Annotated in this window: 14 protein-coding genes; 11 read left to right on the top strand and 3 right to left on the bottom strand. The window is 73.4% G+C overall.

The window, feature by feature from the left end; translation table 11 throughout:
• Positions 1 to 240 precede the first annotated feature (240 nt).
• From ABD823_RS13850 to ABD823_RS13810, 9 genes are all read left to right on the top strand, one after another.
• Positions 241 to 1,260, top strand: a complete 1,020-nt coding sequence (locus tag ABD823_RS13850) for a LacI family DNA-binding transcriptional regulator (protein ID WP_425566606.1) — start codon at positions 241 to 243, stop codon at positions 1,258 to 1,260.
• Between the two features lie 94 nt (positions 1,261 to 1,354).
• Complete coding sequence (locus ABD823_RS13845; RefSeq protein ID WP_344859475.1) at positions 1,355 to 2,353, top strand: ABC transporter substrate-binding protein; 999 nt, start codon at positions 1,355 to 1,357, stop codon at positions 2,351 to 2,353.
• Positions 2,354 to 2,423: 70 nt separating this feature from the next.
• Positions 2,424 to 3,935, top strand: coding sequence for a sugar ABC transporter ATP-binding protein (locus ABD823_RS13840; protein WP_344859473.1), 1,512 nt, complete (start codon positions 2,424 to 2,426; stop codon positions 3,933 to 3,935).
• Complete coding sequence (locus ABD823_RS13835; RefSeq protein ID WP_344859471.1) at positions 3,932 to 4,981, top strand: ABC transporter permease; 1,050 nt, start codon at positions 3,932 to 3,934, stop codon at positions 4,979 to 4,981. Before ABD823_RS13840 ends, ABD823_RS13835 begins: the two co-directional genes overlap by 4 nt.
• On the top strand, positions 4,978 to 5,973 hold the full coding sequence (yjfF, locus tag ABD823_RS13830) for a galactofuranose ABC transporter, permease protein YjfF (RefSeq protein WP_344859469.1): 996 nt from the start codon (positions 4,978 to 4,980) through the stop codon (positions 5,971 to 5,973). The genes ABD823_RS13835 and yjfF overlap by 4 nt, the downstream gene beginning before the upstream one ends.
• A gap of 82 nt (positions 5,974 to 6,055) precedes the next feature.
• Positions 6,056 to 7,774: a ribulokinase gene (gene araB / locus ABD823_RS13825; protein ID WP_344859467.1), complete on the top strand. Its 1,719-nt coding sequence runs from the start codon at positions 6,056 to 6,058 to the stop codon at positions 7,772 to 7,774.
• Positions 7,775 to 7,817: 43 nt separating this feature from the next.
• The gene (locus ABD823_RS13820) at positions 7,818 to 8,501 is read left to right on the top strand and encodes an L-ribulose-5-phosphate 4-epimerase (protein ID WP_344859465.1); all 684 of its coding nucleotides are present in this window, start codon (positions 7,818 to 7,820) and stop codon (positions 8,499 to 8,501) included.
• Positions 8,502 to 8,527: 26 nt separating this feature from the next.
• A complete protein-coding gene (araA, locus tag ABD823_RS13815) occupies positions 8,528 to 10,081 on the top strand; it encodes an L-arabinose isomerase (protein ID WP_344859463.1) in 1,554 nt (517 codons plus the stop codon).
• A 69-nt stretch (positions 10,082 to 10,150) separates the two neighbouring features.
• Positions 10,151 to 11,116: a TIGR03557 family F420-dependent LLM class oxidoreductase gene (locus tag ABD823_RS13810; RefSeq protein WP_344859461.1), complete on the top strand. Its 966-nt coding sequence runs from the start codon at positions 10,151 to 10,153 to the stop codon at positions 11,114 to 11,116.
• Between the two features lie 37 nt (positions 11,117 to 11,153).
• Here ABD823_RS13810 and ABD823_RS13805 read toward each other — a convergent pair whose 3' ends face one another.
• The 3 genes from ABD823_RS13805 to ABD823_RS13795 form a co-directional block, all read right to left on the bottom strand.
• Positions 11,154 to 12,170, bottom strand: coding sequence for a LacI family DNA-binding transcriptional regulator (locus tag ABD823_RS13805; RefSeq protein ID WP_344859459.1), 1,017 nt, complete (start codon positions 12,168 to 12,170; stop codon positions 11,154 to 11,156).
• A gap of 190 nt (positions 12,171 to 12,360) precedes the next feature.
• Positions 12,361 to 14,175, bottom strand: a complete 1,815-nt coding sequence (locus ABD823_RS13800) for an ABC transporter ATP-binding protein (RefSeq protein ID WP_344859457.1) — start codon at positions 14,173 to 14,175, stop codon at positions 12,361 to 12,363.
• A 167-nt stretch (positions 14,176 to 14,342) separates the two neighbouring features.
• On the bottom strand, positions 14,343 to 16,154 hold the full coding sequence (locus ABD823_RS13795; RefSeq protein ID WP_344859455.1) for an ABC transporter ATP-binding protein: 1,812 nt from the start codon (positions 16,152 to 16,154) through the stop codon (positions 14,343 to 14,345).
• 287 nt (positions 16,155 to 16,441) lie between these two features.
• On the opposite strand from ABD823_RS13795, the gene ABD823_RS13790 reads away from it, so the two are divergent.
• Both ABD823_RS13790 and ABD823_RS13785 read left to right on the top strand, forming a co-directional pair.
• Positions 16,442 to 17,449 (top strand): ATP-grasp domain-containing protein, encoded by a 1,008-nt coding sequence (locus ABD823_RS13790; RefSeq protein WP_344859453.1) that lies wholly within the window; start codon positions 16,442 to 16,444, stop codon positions 17,447 to 17,449.
• 48 nt (positions 17,450 to 17,497) lie between these two features.
• Entirely contained in the window at positions 17,498 to 18,955 is a 1,458-nt protein-coding gene (locus tag ABD823_RS13785) for a carboxylesterase/lipase family protein (RefSeq protein ID WP_344859451.1), read from the top strand.
• Positions 18,956 to 18,960: the final 5 nt, after the last annotated feature.

The raw sequence follows: 18,960 nt of genomic DNA, 5'->3' as shown, positions 1-18,960 counted from the left end.
GGTCCGCTCCACGCGGATCGCACGGGAGCGCCGCCGGTCGCCGCGGACCGTCGATGTGAGCGTTAACAGATCTGTGGTGCCCCATTGAAGGGCCTCGCGGTCCCGCCGTCAAGACCGGACTGACGTCACGTTTCACGCCCGGGCGGCGTAATCCGACCGTAACCGGAGAAGTGCTTGACGCGGCGTGTTGTTAACGCTCACAGTCTGACGCAGACGGTCCGACGACGAGGGGAGCCGCCCGTGGCACCGAGCAAGGAGCGCCTGCCCGTGATGGCGGACGTGGCGCGGCTGGCGGGCGTCTCGCACCAGACGGTCTCGCGGGTGCTCAACGACCACCCCAACGTCCGGGCCGAGACCCGGACCCGGGTCCTGGAGGCGATCGACCGGCTGGGCTACCGGCGCAACCTCGTGGCCCGCGCCCTGGTCACCCGGCACTCGCGCACTCTCGGCGTCGTCAGCTTCGACACCACCCTGTACGGCCCGGCGAGCACGGTCTACGGCATCGAGCAGGCGGCCCGGGCCGCGGGCTACTTCGTCAGCATCGTCAGCCTCACGTCCATCGACCGGGCGGGGGTGCGCGACGCGCTCGACTACCTGGCGGAGCAGTCGGTGGACGGCATCGTCGTGGTCGCGCCGCAGCGTTCGGCGGCCCGCGCACTGGCGGACCTGCCCTCGGGCGTCCCGGTGGTCGCCGTCGAGGGGGGCGAGGCCGGGGACGTCTCCACGGTCAGCGTCGACCAGGTCGCGGGCGCCCGCCTGGCCACCGAGCACCTGCTCGGCCTCGGCCACGAGACGGTCTGGCACGTGAGCGGTCCGTCGGACTGGCTGGAGGCCGAGGGGCGGGTCGAGGGGTGGCGGGCCGCGCTGTCCGCCGCCGGCCGCCGGGCGCCCGAGGTGCTCCCCGGCGACTGGAGCCCGCGTTCGGGATACGAGGCCGGGCGCCGCCTGGCCGGGATGGCCGGGGTCACCGCGGTGTTCGTGGCCAACGACCAGATGGCGCTCGGAGTGCTGCGGGCGTTCGCCGAGGAGGGGGTGCGGGTCCCCGAGCGGATCAGCGTCGTCGGGTTCGACGACATCCCCGAGTCGGAGTTCTTCTCGCCTCCGCTCACCACGGTCAGGCAGGACTTCGCCGCGGTGGGCCGCCGCAGCATCGAGATGCTGCTGCGGCGGATAGAGGCGGGAGAGCGGTGGGGGCGCGAGGCGTTCGTGGTCCCGCCGGAGTTCGTGGCCAGGGCCAGCACCGCGCCGGTCCGGCCATAAGCGGGTCGCGGAGGGATCGGGGGTGACGTCGCGACGTGATGTTAACGCTAACGGAAACAGGCTCGCCGAAGGTGGGCGGAGAGGAAGAACGACCGTGTTCAAGAGGATGTCAGCGCTGCTGCTCGCCGGTGTCACCGCCCTGGCGGCGGCCGGCTGCGCGAGCGGCGGCTCCGGCGGGTCCGGAGGGTCCGGCGGCTCCGGAGGGGCCGACGACGGAAAGATCACCATGGGCTTCTCCCAGGTGGGCGCGGAGAGCGGCTGGCGCACCGCCAACACCAAGTCCATCCAGGAGTCGGCCAAGGCGGCCGGGATCGAACTGAAGTTCTCCGACGCCCAGCAGAAGCAGGAGAACCAGATCAAGGCGATCCGCTCCTTCATCCAGCAGCGGGTCGACGTCATCGCCTTCTCCCCGGTCGTGGAGTCCGGCTGGGACACCGTGCTCAAGGAGGCGCAGAACGCCAAGATCCCGGTGATCCTCACCGACCGGGCGGTGGACTCGGCGGACACCAGCCTCTACAAGACCTTCCTCGGCTCCGACTTCGTCGAGGAGGGCCGCAAGGCCGGCAAGTGGCTGGTGGAGGAGTACAAGGACTCCACCGAGACGGTGAACATCGTCGAACTGCAGGGCACCACCGGCTCCGCGCCCGCCAACGACCGCAGGGACGGCTTCGCCGAGATCATCAAGGCCGAGCCCAAGTTCAAGGTGATCGCCTCGCAGACCGGCGACTTCACCCGGGCCAAGGGCAAGGAGGTCATGGAGGCGTTCCTCAAGGCCCACCCCGACATCGACGTGCTGTACGCGCACAACGACGACATGGGCCTGGGCGCCATCGAGGCCATCGAGGGCGCGGGCAAGGTCCCCGGCAAGGACATCAAGATCATCACGGTCGACGCGGTCAAGGACGGCATGCAGGCGCTCGCCGACGGGAAGATCAACTTCATCGTCGAGTGCAGCCCCATCCTCGGCCCGCAGCTGATGGACCTGGCCAAGAAGGTCGTCGCCGGCGAGCAGGTGCCCCAGCGGGTGCTGACCGAGGAGACCACGTTCACCCAGGAGCAGGCCAAGGCCGTCCTGCCCACCCGCCCGTACTAGACCGGACGGGGCCGCTCGCGGATCCTGAGCCCCGCGAGCGGCCCCTCCCTCCCGAGGAAAGGGCCGCCCCATGGCCGCACCCGCCCCGATCCTGCGGATGAGCGGGATCAGCAAACAGTTCCCCGGCGTGCAGGCGCTGGACGGCGTCGACTTCCGGCTGCTGCCCGGAGAGGTGCACGCCCTGATGGGGGAGAACGGCGCCGGCAAGTCGACCCTCATCAAGGTGCTCACCGGCGTGCACGACATCGACGCCGGCCGGATCGAGCTGGACGGGGCGCCGGTCGCCTTCGCCAGCCCCCTCCAGGCGCAGCAGGCCGGGATCAGCACGGTCTACCAGGAGGTCAACCTCTGCCCGAACCTCTCGGTCGCGGAGAACATCTTCATCGGCCGCGAGCCGCGCCGGCTGGGCCGGATCCGGTGGAAGCAGATGCGGCGGCGCGCCGCCGAGCTGCTCGCCCGGCTCGACCTGCGCATCGACGTGTCGGCCCCGCTGTCCTCCTACTCCCTGGCGATCCAGCAGATGGTCGCCATCGCCCGCGCGGTCGACATCTCCGCCCGGGTGCTGATCCTCGACGAGCCGACCTCCAGCCTCGACGCCGGGGAGGTCCGGCAGCTGTTCCGGGTGATGCGCCGCCTCAAGGAGGAGGGCATCGCGATCCTGTTCGTCTCGCACTTCCTCGACCAGATCTACGAGATCTCCGACCGCATGACGATCCTGCGCAACGGCGCGCTGGTGGGGGAGTACCTCACCGGCGAGCTCGGCCAGGTCGAGCTGGTCGGCAAGATGATCGGCCGCGAGCTGGCCGACCTGGAGAAGCTCGACGGCAAGCCGCCGGCCCGGGTGAGCGGCCCGCTGGTGGAGGCCGAGGGGCTGGGCCGCGCCAGGGCGATCGAGCCGTTCACGCTCACCATCCGCCAGGGCGAGGTCGTCGGCCTGGCGGGCCTGCTCGGCTCTGGCCGCACCGAGCTCGCCCGGCTGCTGTTCGGCGCCGACCACGCGACCACCGGCTCGCTGCGGATCGGCGGCGAGCCCGTCACCCTGCGCACGCCGCGCGCGGCCATGAACCGCGGCGTCGCGTTCTGCTCGGAGAACCGGCGGACGGAGGGCCTGATCGGGGACCTCACCGTGCGGGAGAACATCATCCTGGCGCTGCAGGCCAAGCGCGGCTGGCACCGGCCGATCCCCCGGCGCACCCAGGACGAGCTGGTCGCCAAGTACATCGCCGCGCTGAACATCCGCCCCGGCGACCCCGACCAGCTCGTCAGGAACCTCAGCGGCGGCAACCAGCAGAAGGTCCTGCTGGCCCGCTGGCTCATCCTCGAACCCCGCCTGCTCGTCCTCGACGAGCCCACCCGCGGCATCGACGTCGGCGCGAAGGCGGAGATCCAGCGCCTGGTCGCCGAGCTGTCCGACGGCGGCATGGCCGTGCTGTTCGTCTCCGCCGAGCTCGAAGAGGTGCTGCGGCTCAGCCACAGGGTCGGCGTCCTGCGGGACCGGCGCCTGGTGGCCGAACTGCCCAACGACGACGGCCTGACCACCGGAGTCCTCATGGAGACCATCGCGAGCGGAGGGCGCGCATGACCGCCCTCGCCAGGCACCGCCTGCTGTGGCCCGGCGCCGTCCTCGCCCTGCTGCTGCTGGCGAACGTGGCGTTCACGCCGGGCTTCCTGTCGATCGAGATGAAGGACGGCCACCTCTACGGCAGCCTCATCGACATCGTCCGCTTCGGAGCGCCGCTGATCCTCGTGGCGATCGGCATGACGCTCGTCATCGCCACCGGCGGCATCGACCTGTCGGTCGGCTCGGTGGTGGCCATCTCCGGCGCCCTGGCCTGCCTGCGGATCAGCGAGCTGCCCGACCAGGACGGCGTGGGCGGCGTGCTCGCCGCCGTCGGGCTGGCGCTGGCGCTGGCGGTGGCGCTGGGGGCGTGGAACGGCTTCCTCGTCGCCGCGGTCGGCATCCAGCCGATCATCGCGACGCTGATCATCATGGTCGCCGGGCGCGGCCTCGCCCAGCTGATCACCGACGGGCAGATCATCACGGTCAACAGCGACCCCTACAAGCTCATCGGCGGCGGCTACTGGCTGACCCTGCCGTTCGGCATCCTCATCGTGCTGGCCGTCCTGGCCGCCACCGCCTTCCTGACCCGGCGCCTGGCCCTGGGCCTGCTCATCGAGTCCATCGGCGGCAACGCGACGGCCAGCCGGCTGGCGGGCATCCGCTCGCGGGGGCTGACCGTGGCGGTCTACGCGTTCTGCGCGCTGTGCGCGGGCATCGCCGGACTGATGATCAGCTCCAACGTCTCCAGCGCCGACGGCAACAACGCGGGGCTGTGGATCGAGCTCGACGCCATCCTCGCCGTCGTGATCGGCGGCACCTCCCTCATGGGCGGCCGGTTCTCGCTCGCCGGCACCGTGCTCGGCGCGCTCATCATCCAGACGCTCACCACCACGATCTACTCCGTCGGCGTCCCGCCGGAGACCACGCTGCTGTTCAAGGCGCTCGTGGTGACCGCGGTCTGCCTGGCGCAGTCCCCGTCCTTCCGCGAGAAGGCGTTCCGGCGCCGCGGGCGCCGCGGTCCGGCCGCGCCCGCGGCCACCGACGAGAAGGTGGAGGTCGCAGCATGAGCACCGGCGTCCTGACCCGCGGCCGGTCGGCCCTGTCCGGCCAGCGGAGCACCTACCTGCCCGTCCTGGTGACGGCCGGCCTGCTGGTGGCGATGTTCGCCGCCGGCGGCGTGCGCTACGAGGGCTTCGCCACCGGGCAGGTGGTGCTCAACGTCTTCGTCGACAACGCGTTCCTGCTCGTGGTCGCCGTCGGCATGACCTTCGTGATCCTCACCGGCGGCATCGACCTGTCGGTCGGCGCGGTGGTCGCGCTCTCCACGATGGTCTCGGCGAGCCTCATGGCGGGTCCCGGCTGGCCGCCGGTCCTGGTCGTCCCGCTGGTGCTGCTCATCGGCGCGGCGCTCGGCCTCGCGATGGGCTGCATGATCCACTACTTCGACATCCAGCCGTTCATCGTCACGCTGGCCGGCATGTTCCTGGCCCGCGGCCTGTGCTACGTGATCGGCACCGACTCGATCCCGATCACCGACCCGGCCTACACGGCCGTCGCCCAGACCCAGATCGGGCTGCCCGGCGGCATGTTCGTCTCGGTGAGCGTCGTCATCGCCCTGGCGGTGGTGCTCGCGGCGGCGTACGTGCTGCACTACACCCGGCTCGGCCGCAGCGTCTACGCCGTCGGCGGCAGCGAGCAGTCGGCGCTGCTCATGGGCCTGCCGGTGGCCCGGACGAAGATCATGGTCTACACGATCAGCGGCCTGTGCTCCGCGCTCGGCGGCGTGCTGCTCTCGCTCTACATGCTCTCCGGGTACGGCCTGCACGCGGTCGGCATGGAACTGGACGCGATCGCGGCCGTCGTCATCGGGGGGACCCTGCTGACCGGCGGGTCCGGCTATCTGGCGGGCACCGTGCTCGGCGTGCTGGTCCTCGGCCTGATCCAGACGATCATCAGCTTCGAGGGCACCCTCAGCTCCTGGTGGACCAAGATCTTCATCGGCCTGCTGCTGTTCGCCTTCATCCTGCTCCAGCGCCTCATCTCCGCGCGCCGGACCTGACCGGCGCCTCATCTGCGCGGCCGGGCCCCACCGGCCCGGCCGCGGAGCCGTACCCCAGCAACCCCCTGACCCGGGAGAGAGTGTGAACGCTAACAGCGACCGCTACACGGTCGGCGTCGACTTCGGCACGCTGTCGGGCCGCGCCGTGGTGGTGCGGGTCTCCGACGGCGCCGAACTGGGCGCCGCCGTGCACGAGTACGCCCACCGGGTGATCGACGACCGGCTGCCCGGCACGGACGTGCGCCTGGGACCGGACTGGGCGCTGCAGTCGCCCGGGGACTGGCGCGAGGTGCTGCGCACCGCCGTCCCGCAGGCCGTCGCCGCCGCCGGCGTCCCCCCGGAGCACGTCATCGGCATCGGCACCGACTTCACCGCCTGCACGGTGCTGCCCGCCACCGCCGACGGCACCCCGCTGTGCGAGACGGAGCGCTTCGCCGCCCGGCCGCACGCCTGGCCGAAGCTCTGGAAGCACCACGCCGCCCAGCCGCACGCCGACCGGATCAACGCGGTCGCCGCCAAGCGGGGCGAGACCTGGCTGCCCCGCTACGGCGGGAAGATCTCCTCCGAGTGGCAGTTCGCCAAGGGCCTGCAGGTCCTGGAGGAGGACCCTGAGGTCTACGGCGCCGCCGAGCGCTGGATCGAGGCCGCCGACTGGATCGTCTGGCAGCTGACCGGTGTGGAGACCCGCAACGTCTGCACGGCCGGCTACAAGGCGATCCGCCAGGACGGGGCCTACCCGTCGGAGGAGTTCCTGGCCGAGCTCAACCCCGGCTTCACCGGCTTCACCGGCAAGTTCGGCCCGGAGCCGGTCCCGCTCGGCGGCCTGGCCGGCACCCTGTCCGCGACGGCCGCCGCCTGGACCGGCCTGCCCGAGGGCATCGCGGTCGCCGTCGGCAACGTCGACGCGCACGTCACCGCGGCCGCCGCGGACGCCGTACGGCCCGGCCAGATGGTCGCGATCATGGGCACCTCGACCTGCCACATCATGCCCTCCGACGCCCTCGCCGAGATCCCCGGCATGTGCGGCGTGGTCCGCGACGGGATCGTGCCGGGGCTGTGGGGCTACGAGGCGGGCCAGTCCGCCGTCGGCGACATCCTCGGCTGGTTCGTCGAGACCTGCGTGCCCGGCTCCTACGAGCGCGAGGCCGAGCGGCTGGGCGTGAGCGTGCACGAGCACCTGACCGCGCTCGCCGCCGGGCAGGAGGTCGGCCGGCACGGCCTCGTCGCACTGGACTGGCACAACGGCAACCGGTCGGTGCTCGTCGACCACGACCTGTCCGCGGTGGTCGTCGGCCAGACGCTCGCCACCCGCCCCGAGGACACCTACCGGGCGCTCATCGAGGCCACCGCCTTCGGCGCCCGCACGATCGTGGAGGCGTTCGAGACCTCCGGCGTGCCGGTGCGGGAGTTCGTCGCCGCCGGCGGCCTGCTGAAGAACCGCTTCCTCATGCAGGTCTACGCCGACGTGCTCCGCCGCCCGCTCTCGGTGATCGGCTCCGAGCAGGGCTGCGCCCTCGGCTCGGCGATCCACGCGGCCGTGGCGGCCGGGGCCCATCCCGACATCACCGCCGCCGCGGCGGCGATGGGCAAGCGCACCGAGGCCGCCTACCTACCCGACCCCGCCCGCGCGGCCGCCTACGACCTGCTGTACGCCGAGTACCGCCGCCTCCACGACCACTTCGGCCGGGGCGAGGGCCCCGGCGGCTCTGCGGCCTCCGGCGGCCCTGCCGGATTCGCCGCCTCCGGCGGCAACGACGTCCTTCACCGGCTGCGCGCGCTGCGCAACAGGGCGGGCGCATGACCGCCCCCGCCGTCCCCGTCCCCGTCCCGGCCAGGGAGAAGCCATGACCCCCTCCGTCACCAGCGCCGTCACCGACGGCGTCCGGCTCCTGCGGGAGACCGTCTGCCGCCTCCACGCCGAACTGGTCCGCTACGGCCTCGTGGCCTGGACCGCGGGCAACGTCTCGGGCCGGGTGCCCGGCGCCGACCTGTTCGTCATCAAACCGAGCGGCGTCTCCTACGACGACCTGACACCGGAGTCCATCGTCGTGTGCGACCTCGACGGCGACCTGGTCGACGGAGACCTCGCCCCGTCCAGCGACACGGCCGCGCACGCCTACGTCTACCGGGAGATGCCGCACGTCGGCGGCGTCGTGCACACCCATTCGACCTACGCCTCCGCCTGGGCGGCGCGCGGCGAGCCCATCCCGTGCGTGCTCACCGCGATGGCCGACGAGTTCGGCGGGGAGATCCCCGTCGGGCCGTTCGCCCTGATCGGCGGCGACGACATCGGCCGGGGCGTCGTCGGCACGCTCCGCGGCCACCGCTCCCCGGCGGTCCTCATGCGCAACCACGGGGTCTTCACCATCGGCGCCGACCCCCGCGCCGCGGTCAAGGCCGCCGTCATGTGCGAGGACGTCGCCCGCACCGTCCACGTCGCCCGGCAGCTCGGCGAACCGCTGCCGATCCCCCAGACCGACATCGACCGCCTCCACGACCGCTACCAGAACGTCTACGGGCAGCGCTGATGCCCGTGCACAAGGAGTCCGCACAGATGAATCCCCCTCACGGCCGCGAGATCTGGTTCCTCACCGGGAGCCAGGGCCTGTACGGCGAGGCCACGCTGCACCAGGTGGCCGAGCAGTCCCGGCGGATCGCCGAGGCGCTGAACGAGGCGCTGGGCCGGGCACCGCACGGCACCCCGGCCGGGGCACCGGGCGGCGCCCGTGCCGTCCCGGCCCGGGTGGAGTGGAAACCCGTGCTCACCGACGCCGACGCGATCCGCCGCGTCTGCCTGGAGGCGAACGCCGCCGACGGGTGCATCGGGGTGATCGCCTGGATGCACACGTTCTCCCCGGCCAAGATGTGGATCGCCGGCCTGGACGCGCTGCGCACCCCGCTGCTGCACCTGCACACCCAGGCGAACCTGGAACTGCCGTGGGGGTCCATCGACATGGACTTCATGAACCTGAACCAGGCCGCCCACGGCGACCGGGAGTTCGGCTACATCCAGGCGCGGCTCGGGGTGCCCCGCAAGACCGTCGCCGGGCACGTCAGCGACCCGTCGGTCGCGATGCGGATCGGGGCGTGGGCCAGGGCCGCGGCCGGCCGCGCCGAGGTGGGCTCGCTCCGGCTGGCCAGGTTCGGCGACAACATGCGGGACGTGGCCGTCACCGAGGGCGACAAGGTGGAGGCCCAGCGCCGCTTCGGCGTCTCGGTCAACACCTACGGCGTCAACGACCTGGTCGCCGCGGTCGAGGCCGCCTCGGACACCGAGGTGGACGTGCTGGTGGCCGAGTACGAGGACCTCTACAAGGTCGCGCCCGAGCTGCGCGCCGGCGGCGAGCGGCACGGCTCGCTGCGCTACGCCGCCCGCATCGAGCTCGGCCTGCGGGGCTTCCTGGAGGAGGGCCGGTTCGGCGCTTTCACCACGAACTTCGAGGACCTCGGCGGCCTGCGGCAGCTGCCCGGCCTGGCCGTGCAGCGGCTGATGGCCGACGGGTACGGCTTCGGCGGCGAGGGCGACTGGAAGACCTCGGTGCTGCTGCGCACGCTCAAGACCATGTCCGCCGGCCTGCCCGGCGGGACCTCGTTCATGGAGGACTACACCTACCACCTGGTGCCGGGGCAGGAGCTCATCCTCGGCGCGCACATGCTGGAGGTCTGCCCGACGATCGCCGCCGGCACGCCGTCGTGCGAGATCCACCCGCTGAGCATCGGCGGCCGGGAGGACCCGGTCCGGCTCGTCTTCGACGCCGAGCCCGGACCGGCGGTGGTGGTGGGCCTGGCGGACATGGGGGAGCGGTTCCGCCTGGTCGCCAACGAGATCGACGTGGTCGAGCCCGCCGAGCCGCTGCCGAACCTCCCGGTGGCGCGTGCCGTCTGGCGGCCCCGCCCGGACCTGCGCACCTCCGCCGAGGCCTGGCTGACCGCCGGCGCCCCGCACCACACCGTGCTGTCGGCGGCGGTCGGGACCGAGGAGCTGGCCGACTTCGCCGACATGCTCGGCGTCGAGCTGCTCGTCATCGACGCGGACACCACCCCGCGGCGGTTCGCCAAGGAGCTGCGCTGGAACCAGGCCTACTACCGCCTGGCCCAAGGGCTGTGAGCGGCGTGCCCGCGGTCCCGATCCGCCCCGCCGGGAAGGATCACGGCGGGGCCGGGTAGGGACCCGGGCATGACGCGAATCGGATACACGATGATGTGCGAGCAGACGCCCGCCCGGCAGCTGGTGGACGACGTGGTCGCGGCCGAGCGGGCCGGATTCGACTACGCGGTCGTCTCCGACCACTACTTCCCGTGGCTGGAGGAGATGGGGCACTCGCCGTACGCGTGGTCGGTGCTCGGCGCGGCGGCGTACGCCACCGAGAACCTGCCGCTGATGACGTACGTGACCTGCCCGATCATGCGCTACCACCCGGCGGTGGTGGCGCAGAAGGCCGCCACCGTGGGGGTGCTGAGCGGCGGGCGCTTCACGCTCGGGCTGGGCGCGGGGGAGAACCTCAACGAGCACGTGATCGGCCAGGGCTGGCCGCCCGTCAACACCCGGCACGAGATGTTCCGCGAGGCCATCGAGATCATCAAGGGGCTCTTCGAGGGCGGGTACTTCACCTACCGGGGCGAGTACTTCGACGTCGACTCGGCCAAGCTGTTCGACCTGCCCGAGGAGCCGGTGCCGCTGGCCATCGCCGCCTCGGGCGCCCAGTCCGGCGACATCGCCGCCCGGTACGGCGACGCGCTCGTCGCGGTGGAGCCCGACACCGACCTGGTGCGCTGGTTCAACGACTCGCGCGGGCAGGGCAGGCCGGTCTACGGCCAGCTGGCGGTCTGCTACGACCCCGACCCGGCGGCGGCGGTGGAGCGCGCGCACCGGCTGTGGCGCTGGGCGCTGCCCGGCTGGAAGGTCATGGCCGAGCTGCCCGCGCCGGTGAACTTCGCCGCGGCCACCGAGAGCGTGCGCCCGGAGGACGTCGCGCAGAAGGTCCCGTGCGGCGCCGACGTGGACGCGGTGGTCGAGGCCGTGCGCGCCTACACCGACGCCGGGTTCACCCACGTCGCCCTGGTGCAGATCGGCGCCGAGCACCAGCGGGAGTTCATCGGCTGGGCGGAGAAGGAACTGCTGCCCGCGCTGCGCCGGGCGTGAGGCGCCGCCCCGCCCCGGCGTGCGGGCCCGGCGCCTCCTACGCCGGGGGAGGGGCGGTGCTGCCGCGCGGGGTGAGCCGGGCGGCCTGGTCCTCGAAGGAGGGGACCCGCTCCCCGGCCACCAGGTCGAGCAGACGGCGCGCGGCGTGCGCGCCGTACGCCGGGATGTCCCGGCTGAGCGCGGTGAGCGGGGGGTGCACGACCTGCGAGAGGGGCGAGTCGTCCCAGGCGACGATCGACAGGTCGCGCGGGACGTCGAGCCGCATCTCCTGGGCGACCGAGAGGCCGGCCACGGCGCTGATGTCGTTGTCGTAGACGATCGCGGTCGGCCGGTCGGGGGAGCTCAGCAGCCGCCGGGTGGCGCGGGCGCCCTCGTCGCCGGTGTAGTCGGTGTGCACGACGGCGTGGCCGGTCAGCCCGAGCCGCTCGCAGGCCTCGGTGAAGGCCCGGTCGCGCAGGGCGGTGTGCACCAGCCGGGGCAGCCCCGCGACCCGGGCGATGCGGCGGTGGCCCAGCGCGGCGAGGTACTCGATGGTCTCGCGCACGGCCGCGCTGTCGTCGGACCAGACCGAGACCAGCGAACCGGCCTGCGAGGGGTGGCCGATGACGACCGCGGGCATGCCCAGCGCCTCCAGCTCGGCCACCCGGGGGTCGTCGAAGTGCAGGTCCACCACGAACGCGCCGTCGACCCGGCCCTCCCCCCACCAGCGGCGGTAGACGGCCAGCTCCTGGTCGTGGTCGGGGACGATCTGGAGCATCAGCGCGTAGGACCGCACGGAGAGCTCGGCCTCGATGCCGCTGATCAGCTCCATGAAGAACGGCTCCATGCCCAGGATGCGGGCCGGGCGGCAGAGCGCGAGCCCGACCGTGTGCGCCCGCGCGCCGTTCAGCGCCCGGGCGGCGCTGTTGGGGCGCCAGCCGATCTCGGCGGCGATGGCCATGATGTTGGCCCGGGTGGCCTCCGACACCCCGGCCCGGCCGTTCAGCGCGTAGGAGACCGCGACCTTGGAGACCCCCGCCCGGCGGGCGATGTCCGCAATGGTCGGTCGTTTCATCTCGTCCCCCAGCACAGGCGTCCGCTTAACTGTTTCATGGCCATCGCGCAGCTTACTACTCGCTACTGCGGCGTAACCGTCGCCATCGCCTCTTATCGTCCGGGTCGCTGGAATTAACCGGTTAATGACCGTGGTGCCGACGTGCCGCCCCCGCGGCGGCGGCCACGCCGCCGCCGCGGAGACGGCCCGGTCACCCGGTGGTGCGGGGCGCGTCCGAAATGCTGTCCAGCCAGGCGCGGTGCAGGTCCGCGAACCGGCCCGCCGCGGCGATGAGCGCCTCGGGAGGGCCGTCCTCGACGACGCCGCCGCCGTCCAGCACCAGTACCCGGTCGGCGATCTCGACGGTGGAGAGCCGGTGGGCGATGATCAGCGCGGTCCGGCCCGCCAGGATCGTCCGCATGGCCCGCTGCACCAGCCGCTCACCCGGCACGTCCAGGCTGGAGGTCGCCTCGTCCAGGACCAGCACGGCCGGGTCGGCCAGGAAGGCCCGGGCGAAGGCGACCAGCTGCCGCTGCCCCGCCGACAGGCGCCCGCCCTGCTTGCCGACCGGGGTGTCGTACCCCTCCGGGAGCGCCGCGATGAAGTCGTGGGCGCCGACGGCCCGGGCGGCCCCGACCACCTCCTCCATGGTGGCGCCGGGCCGGCCGAACCGGACGTTGTCCGCGACCGAGCCGCTGAACAGGAAGTTCTCCTGCGTCACGACGACCACCGCGGCCCGCAGCGTGTCCTCGCCGAGGTCGCGCAGGTCGACCCCGTCGAGCAGCACGCGGCCCGCGACCGGGTCGTAGAACCGGGCGACGAGCTTGGCCAGCGTGGTCTTGCCCGCCCCGGTGGGGCCGACCAGCGCCACGATCTGCCCCGCGGGGATCTCCAGGTCCATCCGGGACAGCACCGGCGTGTCCCGCCGGTAGCCGAACTCCACCCCCTCGAACCGGATCCCGCCCGCCGGGCGCTCCAGCGGGACCGGTACGCGCGGCTCGGCGACCGCCGGCCGCTCCTCCAGCACGCCGGAGAGCTTCTCCAGCGCCGCCCCGGCCGACTGGAAGGTGTTGTAGAACTGGCTGATCTCCTGCATCGGCTCGTAGAACTGGCGCAGGTAGAGCAGGAACGCGGCGAGCGTGCCCACGCTCGCGGACCCCTCGGAGACCAGCAGGCCGCCGTAGCAGAGCACCGCCGCGACGGTGACGTTCCCGATCAGTTTGATCCCCGGCGAGAAGACCGCGACCAGGCGCATGCTCCGCACGTTGGCGTCCCGGTAGTCGGCGTTGAGCCGGGCGAAGATCTCCTGGTTGCGCGGCTCGCCGCGGAACGCCTGGACCGCCCGGATGCCGGCCATCGACTCCACGAAGTGGACGATCAGCAGCGCCACGGTCTGCCTGGTCCGGCGGTAGGCGATGCTCGACTGCCGCCGGAACCAGCGGGTGAACAGCAGCAGGACCGGGAGCGGGAGCAGGGCCACCAGAGCCAGCCGCACGTCCAGCACGAGCAGGACGACGGCGGTGCCGATCAGCGTCAGCACGGCCGTGACGAGGCTGTCGAAGCCCGACTGGAGCATCTCGGCGATGGCGTCGATGTCGGAGGTGAGCCGGGAGATCACCCGTCCCGAGGTGTAGTCGTCGTGGAAGGAGAGCGACAGGCGCTGGAAGTGGCGGAAGACCCGCCGCCGCAGCTCCAGGATGACGCGCTGGCCGATCCGGCCGGCCAGCTGCAGGAACGCCTGCCGGGTCGTCGCCTGCACGGCCGCCGCCGCCAGCACCGCCGCGACGACCGCCGTCAGCGTGCCCGGACCCCGGCCCGCCAGCATGGGCGGGACACCCGCGTCGATGCCCACCTTCACCAGGTAGGGGATGGCGAGCGAGGCCGCGTTGCAGGCCACGATGAGCGCCACGAGCACCGCGATCCGGGCGCGGTACGGTCCCAGCAGCTCGCCGAGCAGCCGCCGGGAGCGGGCCCGCAGCAGGAAGGAGACCCGCTCGGGCAGCTCGTCGGAGTCCTCGGCGGCCACGCCGCGCCAGTCCCGCGTCCCCCCGGCCGGTTCCTCCGCCGTTCCTCCCGTCGGTCCCTCCGCCGTGCCCGACGGCTCCGCCGTCCCGGGCGCGGGCGTCCTCACCGCCGTGCGCTCCGCGGCCGCCGGGTCTGCCGGGTCTGTCGGGTTCGTCGTGTCCTGACCGCTCATCGCAGCGCCCCCTCCGCGTCCACGTCGCCGTCGAAGTCGCCGAAGTCGCCGAGACCGCCGGAGCCCCCGCCCGGCCCGCCGGAGACGGCGGCGCCCCCGGCGTCCCCGGCGTCCTCGTCCAGGTCGGCGGAGAGCAGCGCCCGGTACTCCGGCACGTCGGCCATCAGCTCCTGGTGGCGGCCGACGTGCGCGACCGTGCCGCCGGAGAGCAGGGCGACCCGGTCGGCGAGCAGCACGGTGGAGGCCCGGTGCGCGACCACGATCCCGGTGGTGTCCCGGAGCACGTGCCGGAGCGCCTCCTCCACCAGGGCCTCGGTCTCCACGTCGAGTGCCGAGAGCGTGTCGTCCAGCACGAGGACCCGGGGCCGGGACAGCACCGCGCGGGCCAGGGCGAGCCGCTGGCGCTGGCCGCCGGACAGGGACATGCCCTGCTCGCCGATCCGGGTCTCCAGCCCCCAGGGCAGCCGGTGCGCGAACTCCGCCTGCGCCACGCGCAGCGCCGCCTCGATCTCCTCGTCGGTGGCGTCCGGCCGCCCGAGCGTGAGGTTCTCCCGCACGCTCATGGAGAACAGGGTCGGCTCCTCGAAGGCGGTGGCGACCATCGAGCGCAGGGCGGGCAGCGACAGGTCGCGCACGTCGTGGCCGTCGATCGTGACCCGGCCCGCGGTGACGTCGTGCAGCCGGGGGACCAGGGAGGTGAGCGTGGTCTTGCCCGACCCCGTCGCGCCGACCACCGCGACCGTCTCGCCCGGCCGCACCTCCAGCCAGACGTCGCGCAGCGCCGGTTCGGCGGCGCCGGGGAAGCGGAACTCCACGCCCTCGAACCGCAGGTGGCCGCGGGGCCGATCGACCGTCCGGACGCCCCCCGTGATGGCCAGCTCGACGTCCAGCACCTCCATCACCCGGTCCGCCGCGGTCATCGCCTCCTGCGCCATCGCCAGCAGGAAGCCGAGCGCCGAGATCGGCCACACCAGCTGGAGCATGAGCATGGTGAAGGCCACCAGCGCGCCGAGCTTCAGCGCGCCCGAGCCGACCGCCAGCGCGCCGAGCAGCAGCACCGCGGCGAGGGTGACGTTCGGCACCACCTCCAGGAAGGTGAAGAAGCGGGCCGAGAGCCGGACCTTCTCCATCGAGGTCCGGTAGACCCGGCGGGCCCCGGAGTCGAAGACGCCGAAGACGTGCCCGCCGCGGCCGAACGCCTTGATCGTGCGGATGCCGGCCGCGGACTCCTCGACCACGGTGGCCAGGTCGCCCTGCTGGTCCTGGACCCTGCGGGAGACCTCGATGTAGCGGCGCTCGAAGCGGAGCGAGAGGATCACGACCGGGATCGCCGCCGCGGCGACCAGCAGGCCCAGCGGCCAGTACTTCTGCAGCAGCAGCACGGTCACCGTGGTGATCTGCAGGGTGGTCAGGACGAGGAAGAGCAGGCCGAAGCCGAGGAAGCGCCGGATCGTCGACAGGTCGGCCGTCGCCCGGGAGAGCAGCTGGCCGGACTGCCAGGCGCCGTGGAAGGCCATCGGGAGCCGGAGCAGGTGCGCGTAGAGGTCGTCGCGGATGTCCGTCTCCAGCCCGAGGACGATGTCGGCCATCAGCCACCGGCGCACGAAGGTGAGCAGCGCCTCCAGCACGCCGAGCGCCAGGACGAGCAGGGACAGGGCGACCAGGCCGGCGGTGTCGCCCCGGGCGACGGGGCCGTCCACGACCTGTTCGGCGATCAGCGGGACGGCGATGGCGATCCCGGTCGCGGCGAAGGCGGCCGGCCAGACCACGGCCAGCCGCCTGGAGTGGGGACGCAGGTAGGACTTCATCCGCCACAGCGAGCGCGTCCCCGCGAGGCGCGGGCGCCGTGGCCGTCGAGAGACGGGTTTCGAGCCGGAGTCAGCGGTGTCAGGGGGCATGGTCAGGCAGCACACTCCTCACGGTCTTCGGTTGACGCCGGTCACCGGGGCGGTGAAGGGCCCGTCAAGGGTAAGGACCCCGTCAACCGGTTTTTCCGTGCGCGACGGCGGTCCATGCCCGCCCGGGGATTACTTTCTGTAATCAGGGAACTACCCGGAGTATGAAAAACGGGGTGAACGGTCCGGGACTCCGCCTGTTGATCATAATCGGCGAAGGCCCCGCGAACGAGGACATCAGATACCTGGAGGAGGGGGCGCGGGAGCGGGGGCATCTGCCGCTGGTCGTCTCCTGGAACGAGCTGAGCGTGGCGCTCGACGACAGAGGCCCGAGGCTCTGCGCCGAGGGCCTCCCGCTCGCGGTGGACGGCATCATCCATCAGATGTCCACCGACGCCCTGCCGGGGCTGACCATCCTCGGCGCGGTCGAGCGGACGGTCCCGCACCTGAACTCCACCGCCGCGGTGCTGCGCTCGGCCGACAAGTTCGCCACGCACGTCCGGCTGGCCGCCTGCGGCGTGCCGACGCCCGCCACCGCGTTCTGCCCCGACGACCGCGAGCTGCGGCTGTTCGCCCGGGCCTACGGCTACCCCGTCGTGCTCAAGCAGCCGGACGGGGCGCGGGGAGCGGAGGTCACCCTCGCCCGCGGCGAGGACGAACTGCTGGAGCGGGCGGAGGCGATCCGGGGCCGCGGGACGCCGCTGCTCGTGCAGCGGTTCGTCGCCGAGGCCGCCGGCCGCAACCACCGGGTGGTCCTCGTCGGCGGCAGGTTCGTCGCCGCGGTCGAGCAGACCGGCCGCCCCGGGGACTTCCGGTCCAACGGGCCCGGGGACGTCTGCCGGCCGGTGGCCCTCACCGAGGAGGAGGTGGCCGTCGCCGAGCGCGCGGCCCGCGCGGCGGAGCTGGACCTGATGAGCGTCGACCTGCTGCGGAGCCGGAGCGGACCGGTCATCCTGGAGACCAACTCCTTCCCCGCCTTCGGCGGGTTCGGCCACGTCGACCTGCGGGCCCCCGTCCTCGACCTGATCGAGCGGAAGGTCGCCGAGCACAGGGGCCGGCCGGCCGTACCGCTGGGCATCCTCCGGCGCCGGACGCCCCCGTGGCAGGCCCCCGCGCCCGCCGGGGCCGTCCTGGACCCCCTCCCGGCGGGCGGGGCCGCGGAGCGGGAGTCCCCCGCGGGGGAGAACCCCCTCACCACGCCGACCTGATCCGCCGCGGCCCGGTCGGCGGGCCCGCGACCGGGTAGACACCCCGGCATGGATCCGCAGGCGGTGACCACGAGCGGCCGGGTGCGCGGGCGCTGGGCACACGGCGTGGCCGAGTTCCTCGGCGTCCCCTACGCCGCGCCGCCGGTCGGCGGCCTGCGCTTCGCCGCCCCGGTCCCGCCGCCCGCCTGGGACGGGGTGCGGTGCTGCCGCGCCTGCGGGCCGACCGCGCCCCAGGCGCCGCACGACCCCGGCGAGGGCGTGCCCGAGCCGCTCATCCCGGGCGACGACTGCCTCAACCTCAACGTCTTCACCCCCGACCCCGGCGCCGCCGGGCTCCCGGTGCTGGTCTGGATCCACGGCGGCGCCTTCGGCGCGGGCTGCAACGCCAGCCCCTGGTACCGCGGGACCGCCTTCGCCCGCGACGGCGTGGTCTTCGTCGCGATCAACTACCGGCTGGGCGTCGAGGGCTTCCTGCCGCTGGACGGCGCCCCCGCCAACCTCGGCGTGCTCGACTGGGTCCGCGCGCTGACCTGGGTCCACGACAACATCGCCGCCTTCGGCGGGGACCCCGGCAGGGTGACCGTCGCCGGGCAGTCCGCGGGCGGGCAGGCCGCGGTGACCCTGCTCGCGGTGCCGGCGGCCGCCGGACTGCTCCACCGGGTGATCACCATGAGCGGCGGGGCGGTGACGTGGGAGCCGGTCGAGCCCGCCCGCGAGGCCGCGCGCGCCCTCGCCCGCCGGCTCGGCGTGCCGCCCACGCGCGAGGCGCTCGCGGCGTTCTCCCCGCAGGAGCTCGTGGCGGCCTACGGCTCGCTCGGCCCCGACGGACCGGCACCCGGCCCGCTCGGTGCGGTCTTCCGGCCCGGCCCCAAGGGCTTCAACCCCGTCAACGACGGCGAGGTCGTGGCCCGCAGCCCGTACGAGGCGATCCGGGACGGCACCGCCCACCCCGCCGCGCTGCTCACCGGCACCACCCGGGAGGAGTTCAACGCGCTCGTCCGCGGCCGGCCCGGCCCGCTCGGCGAACGGGAGTACCGCGACGCCCTGCGCGCGTTCGGCGCCGGCCCGCGGGCCCGCCGGTTCTACGAGGAGCGGCTGCCCGCCGGCCGCGAGGTCCTGGCCCAGATCCTGACCGACCGCCTCTTCCGGGTGCCCGCCCTCCGCCTGGCCGAGGCCGGCGCGGCGGCCGGGCGCCCCGTGCACGCCTACGAGTTCCGCTGGCGCTCGCCTGTACGCGGCGGCGCGGTGGGGGCCGGGCACTGCGTGGACCTGCCGTTCGTCTTCGACCACCTGGACGCCGAGGGGGTGGACCGCGTCTGCGGCCCGGACCCGCCGCGGGAGCTCGCCGAGGCCATGCACGCCGCCTGGACGCGCTTCGCCGCCGACGGCGACCCCGGCTGGCCCCCGTACGGCGCGCCCGGCCGTCCCACCCGGGTCTTCGACGTCCCCGGGAGCCTCGCGCACGACCCGCTCGCCGGCGAGGGCCGCCTCTGGCGGGATCTGTGAACCGC

This window comes from Planomonospora alba (assembly GCF_039534085.1).
Classification (GTDB): Bacteria; Actinomycetota; Actinomycetes; order Streptosporangiales; family Streptosporangiaceae; genus Planomonospora_B; species Planomonospora_B alba.
Note: the sequence above shows the minus strand (reverse complement) of the source record. Positions and strands in the feature narration are given on the sequence as shown.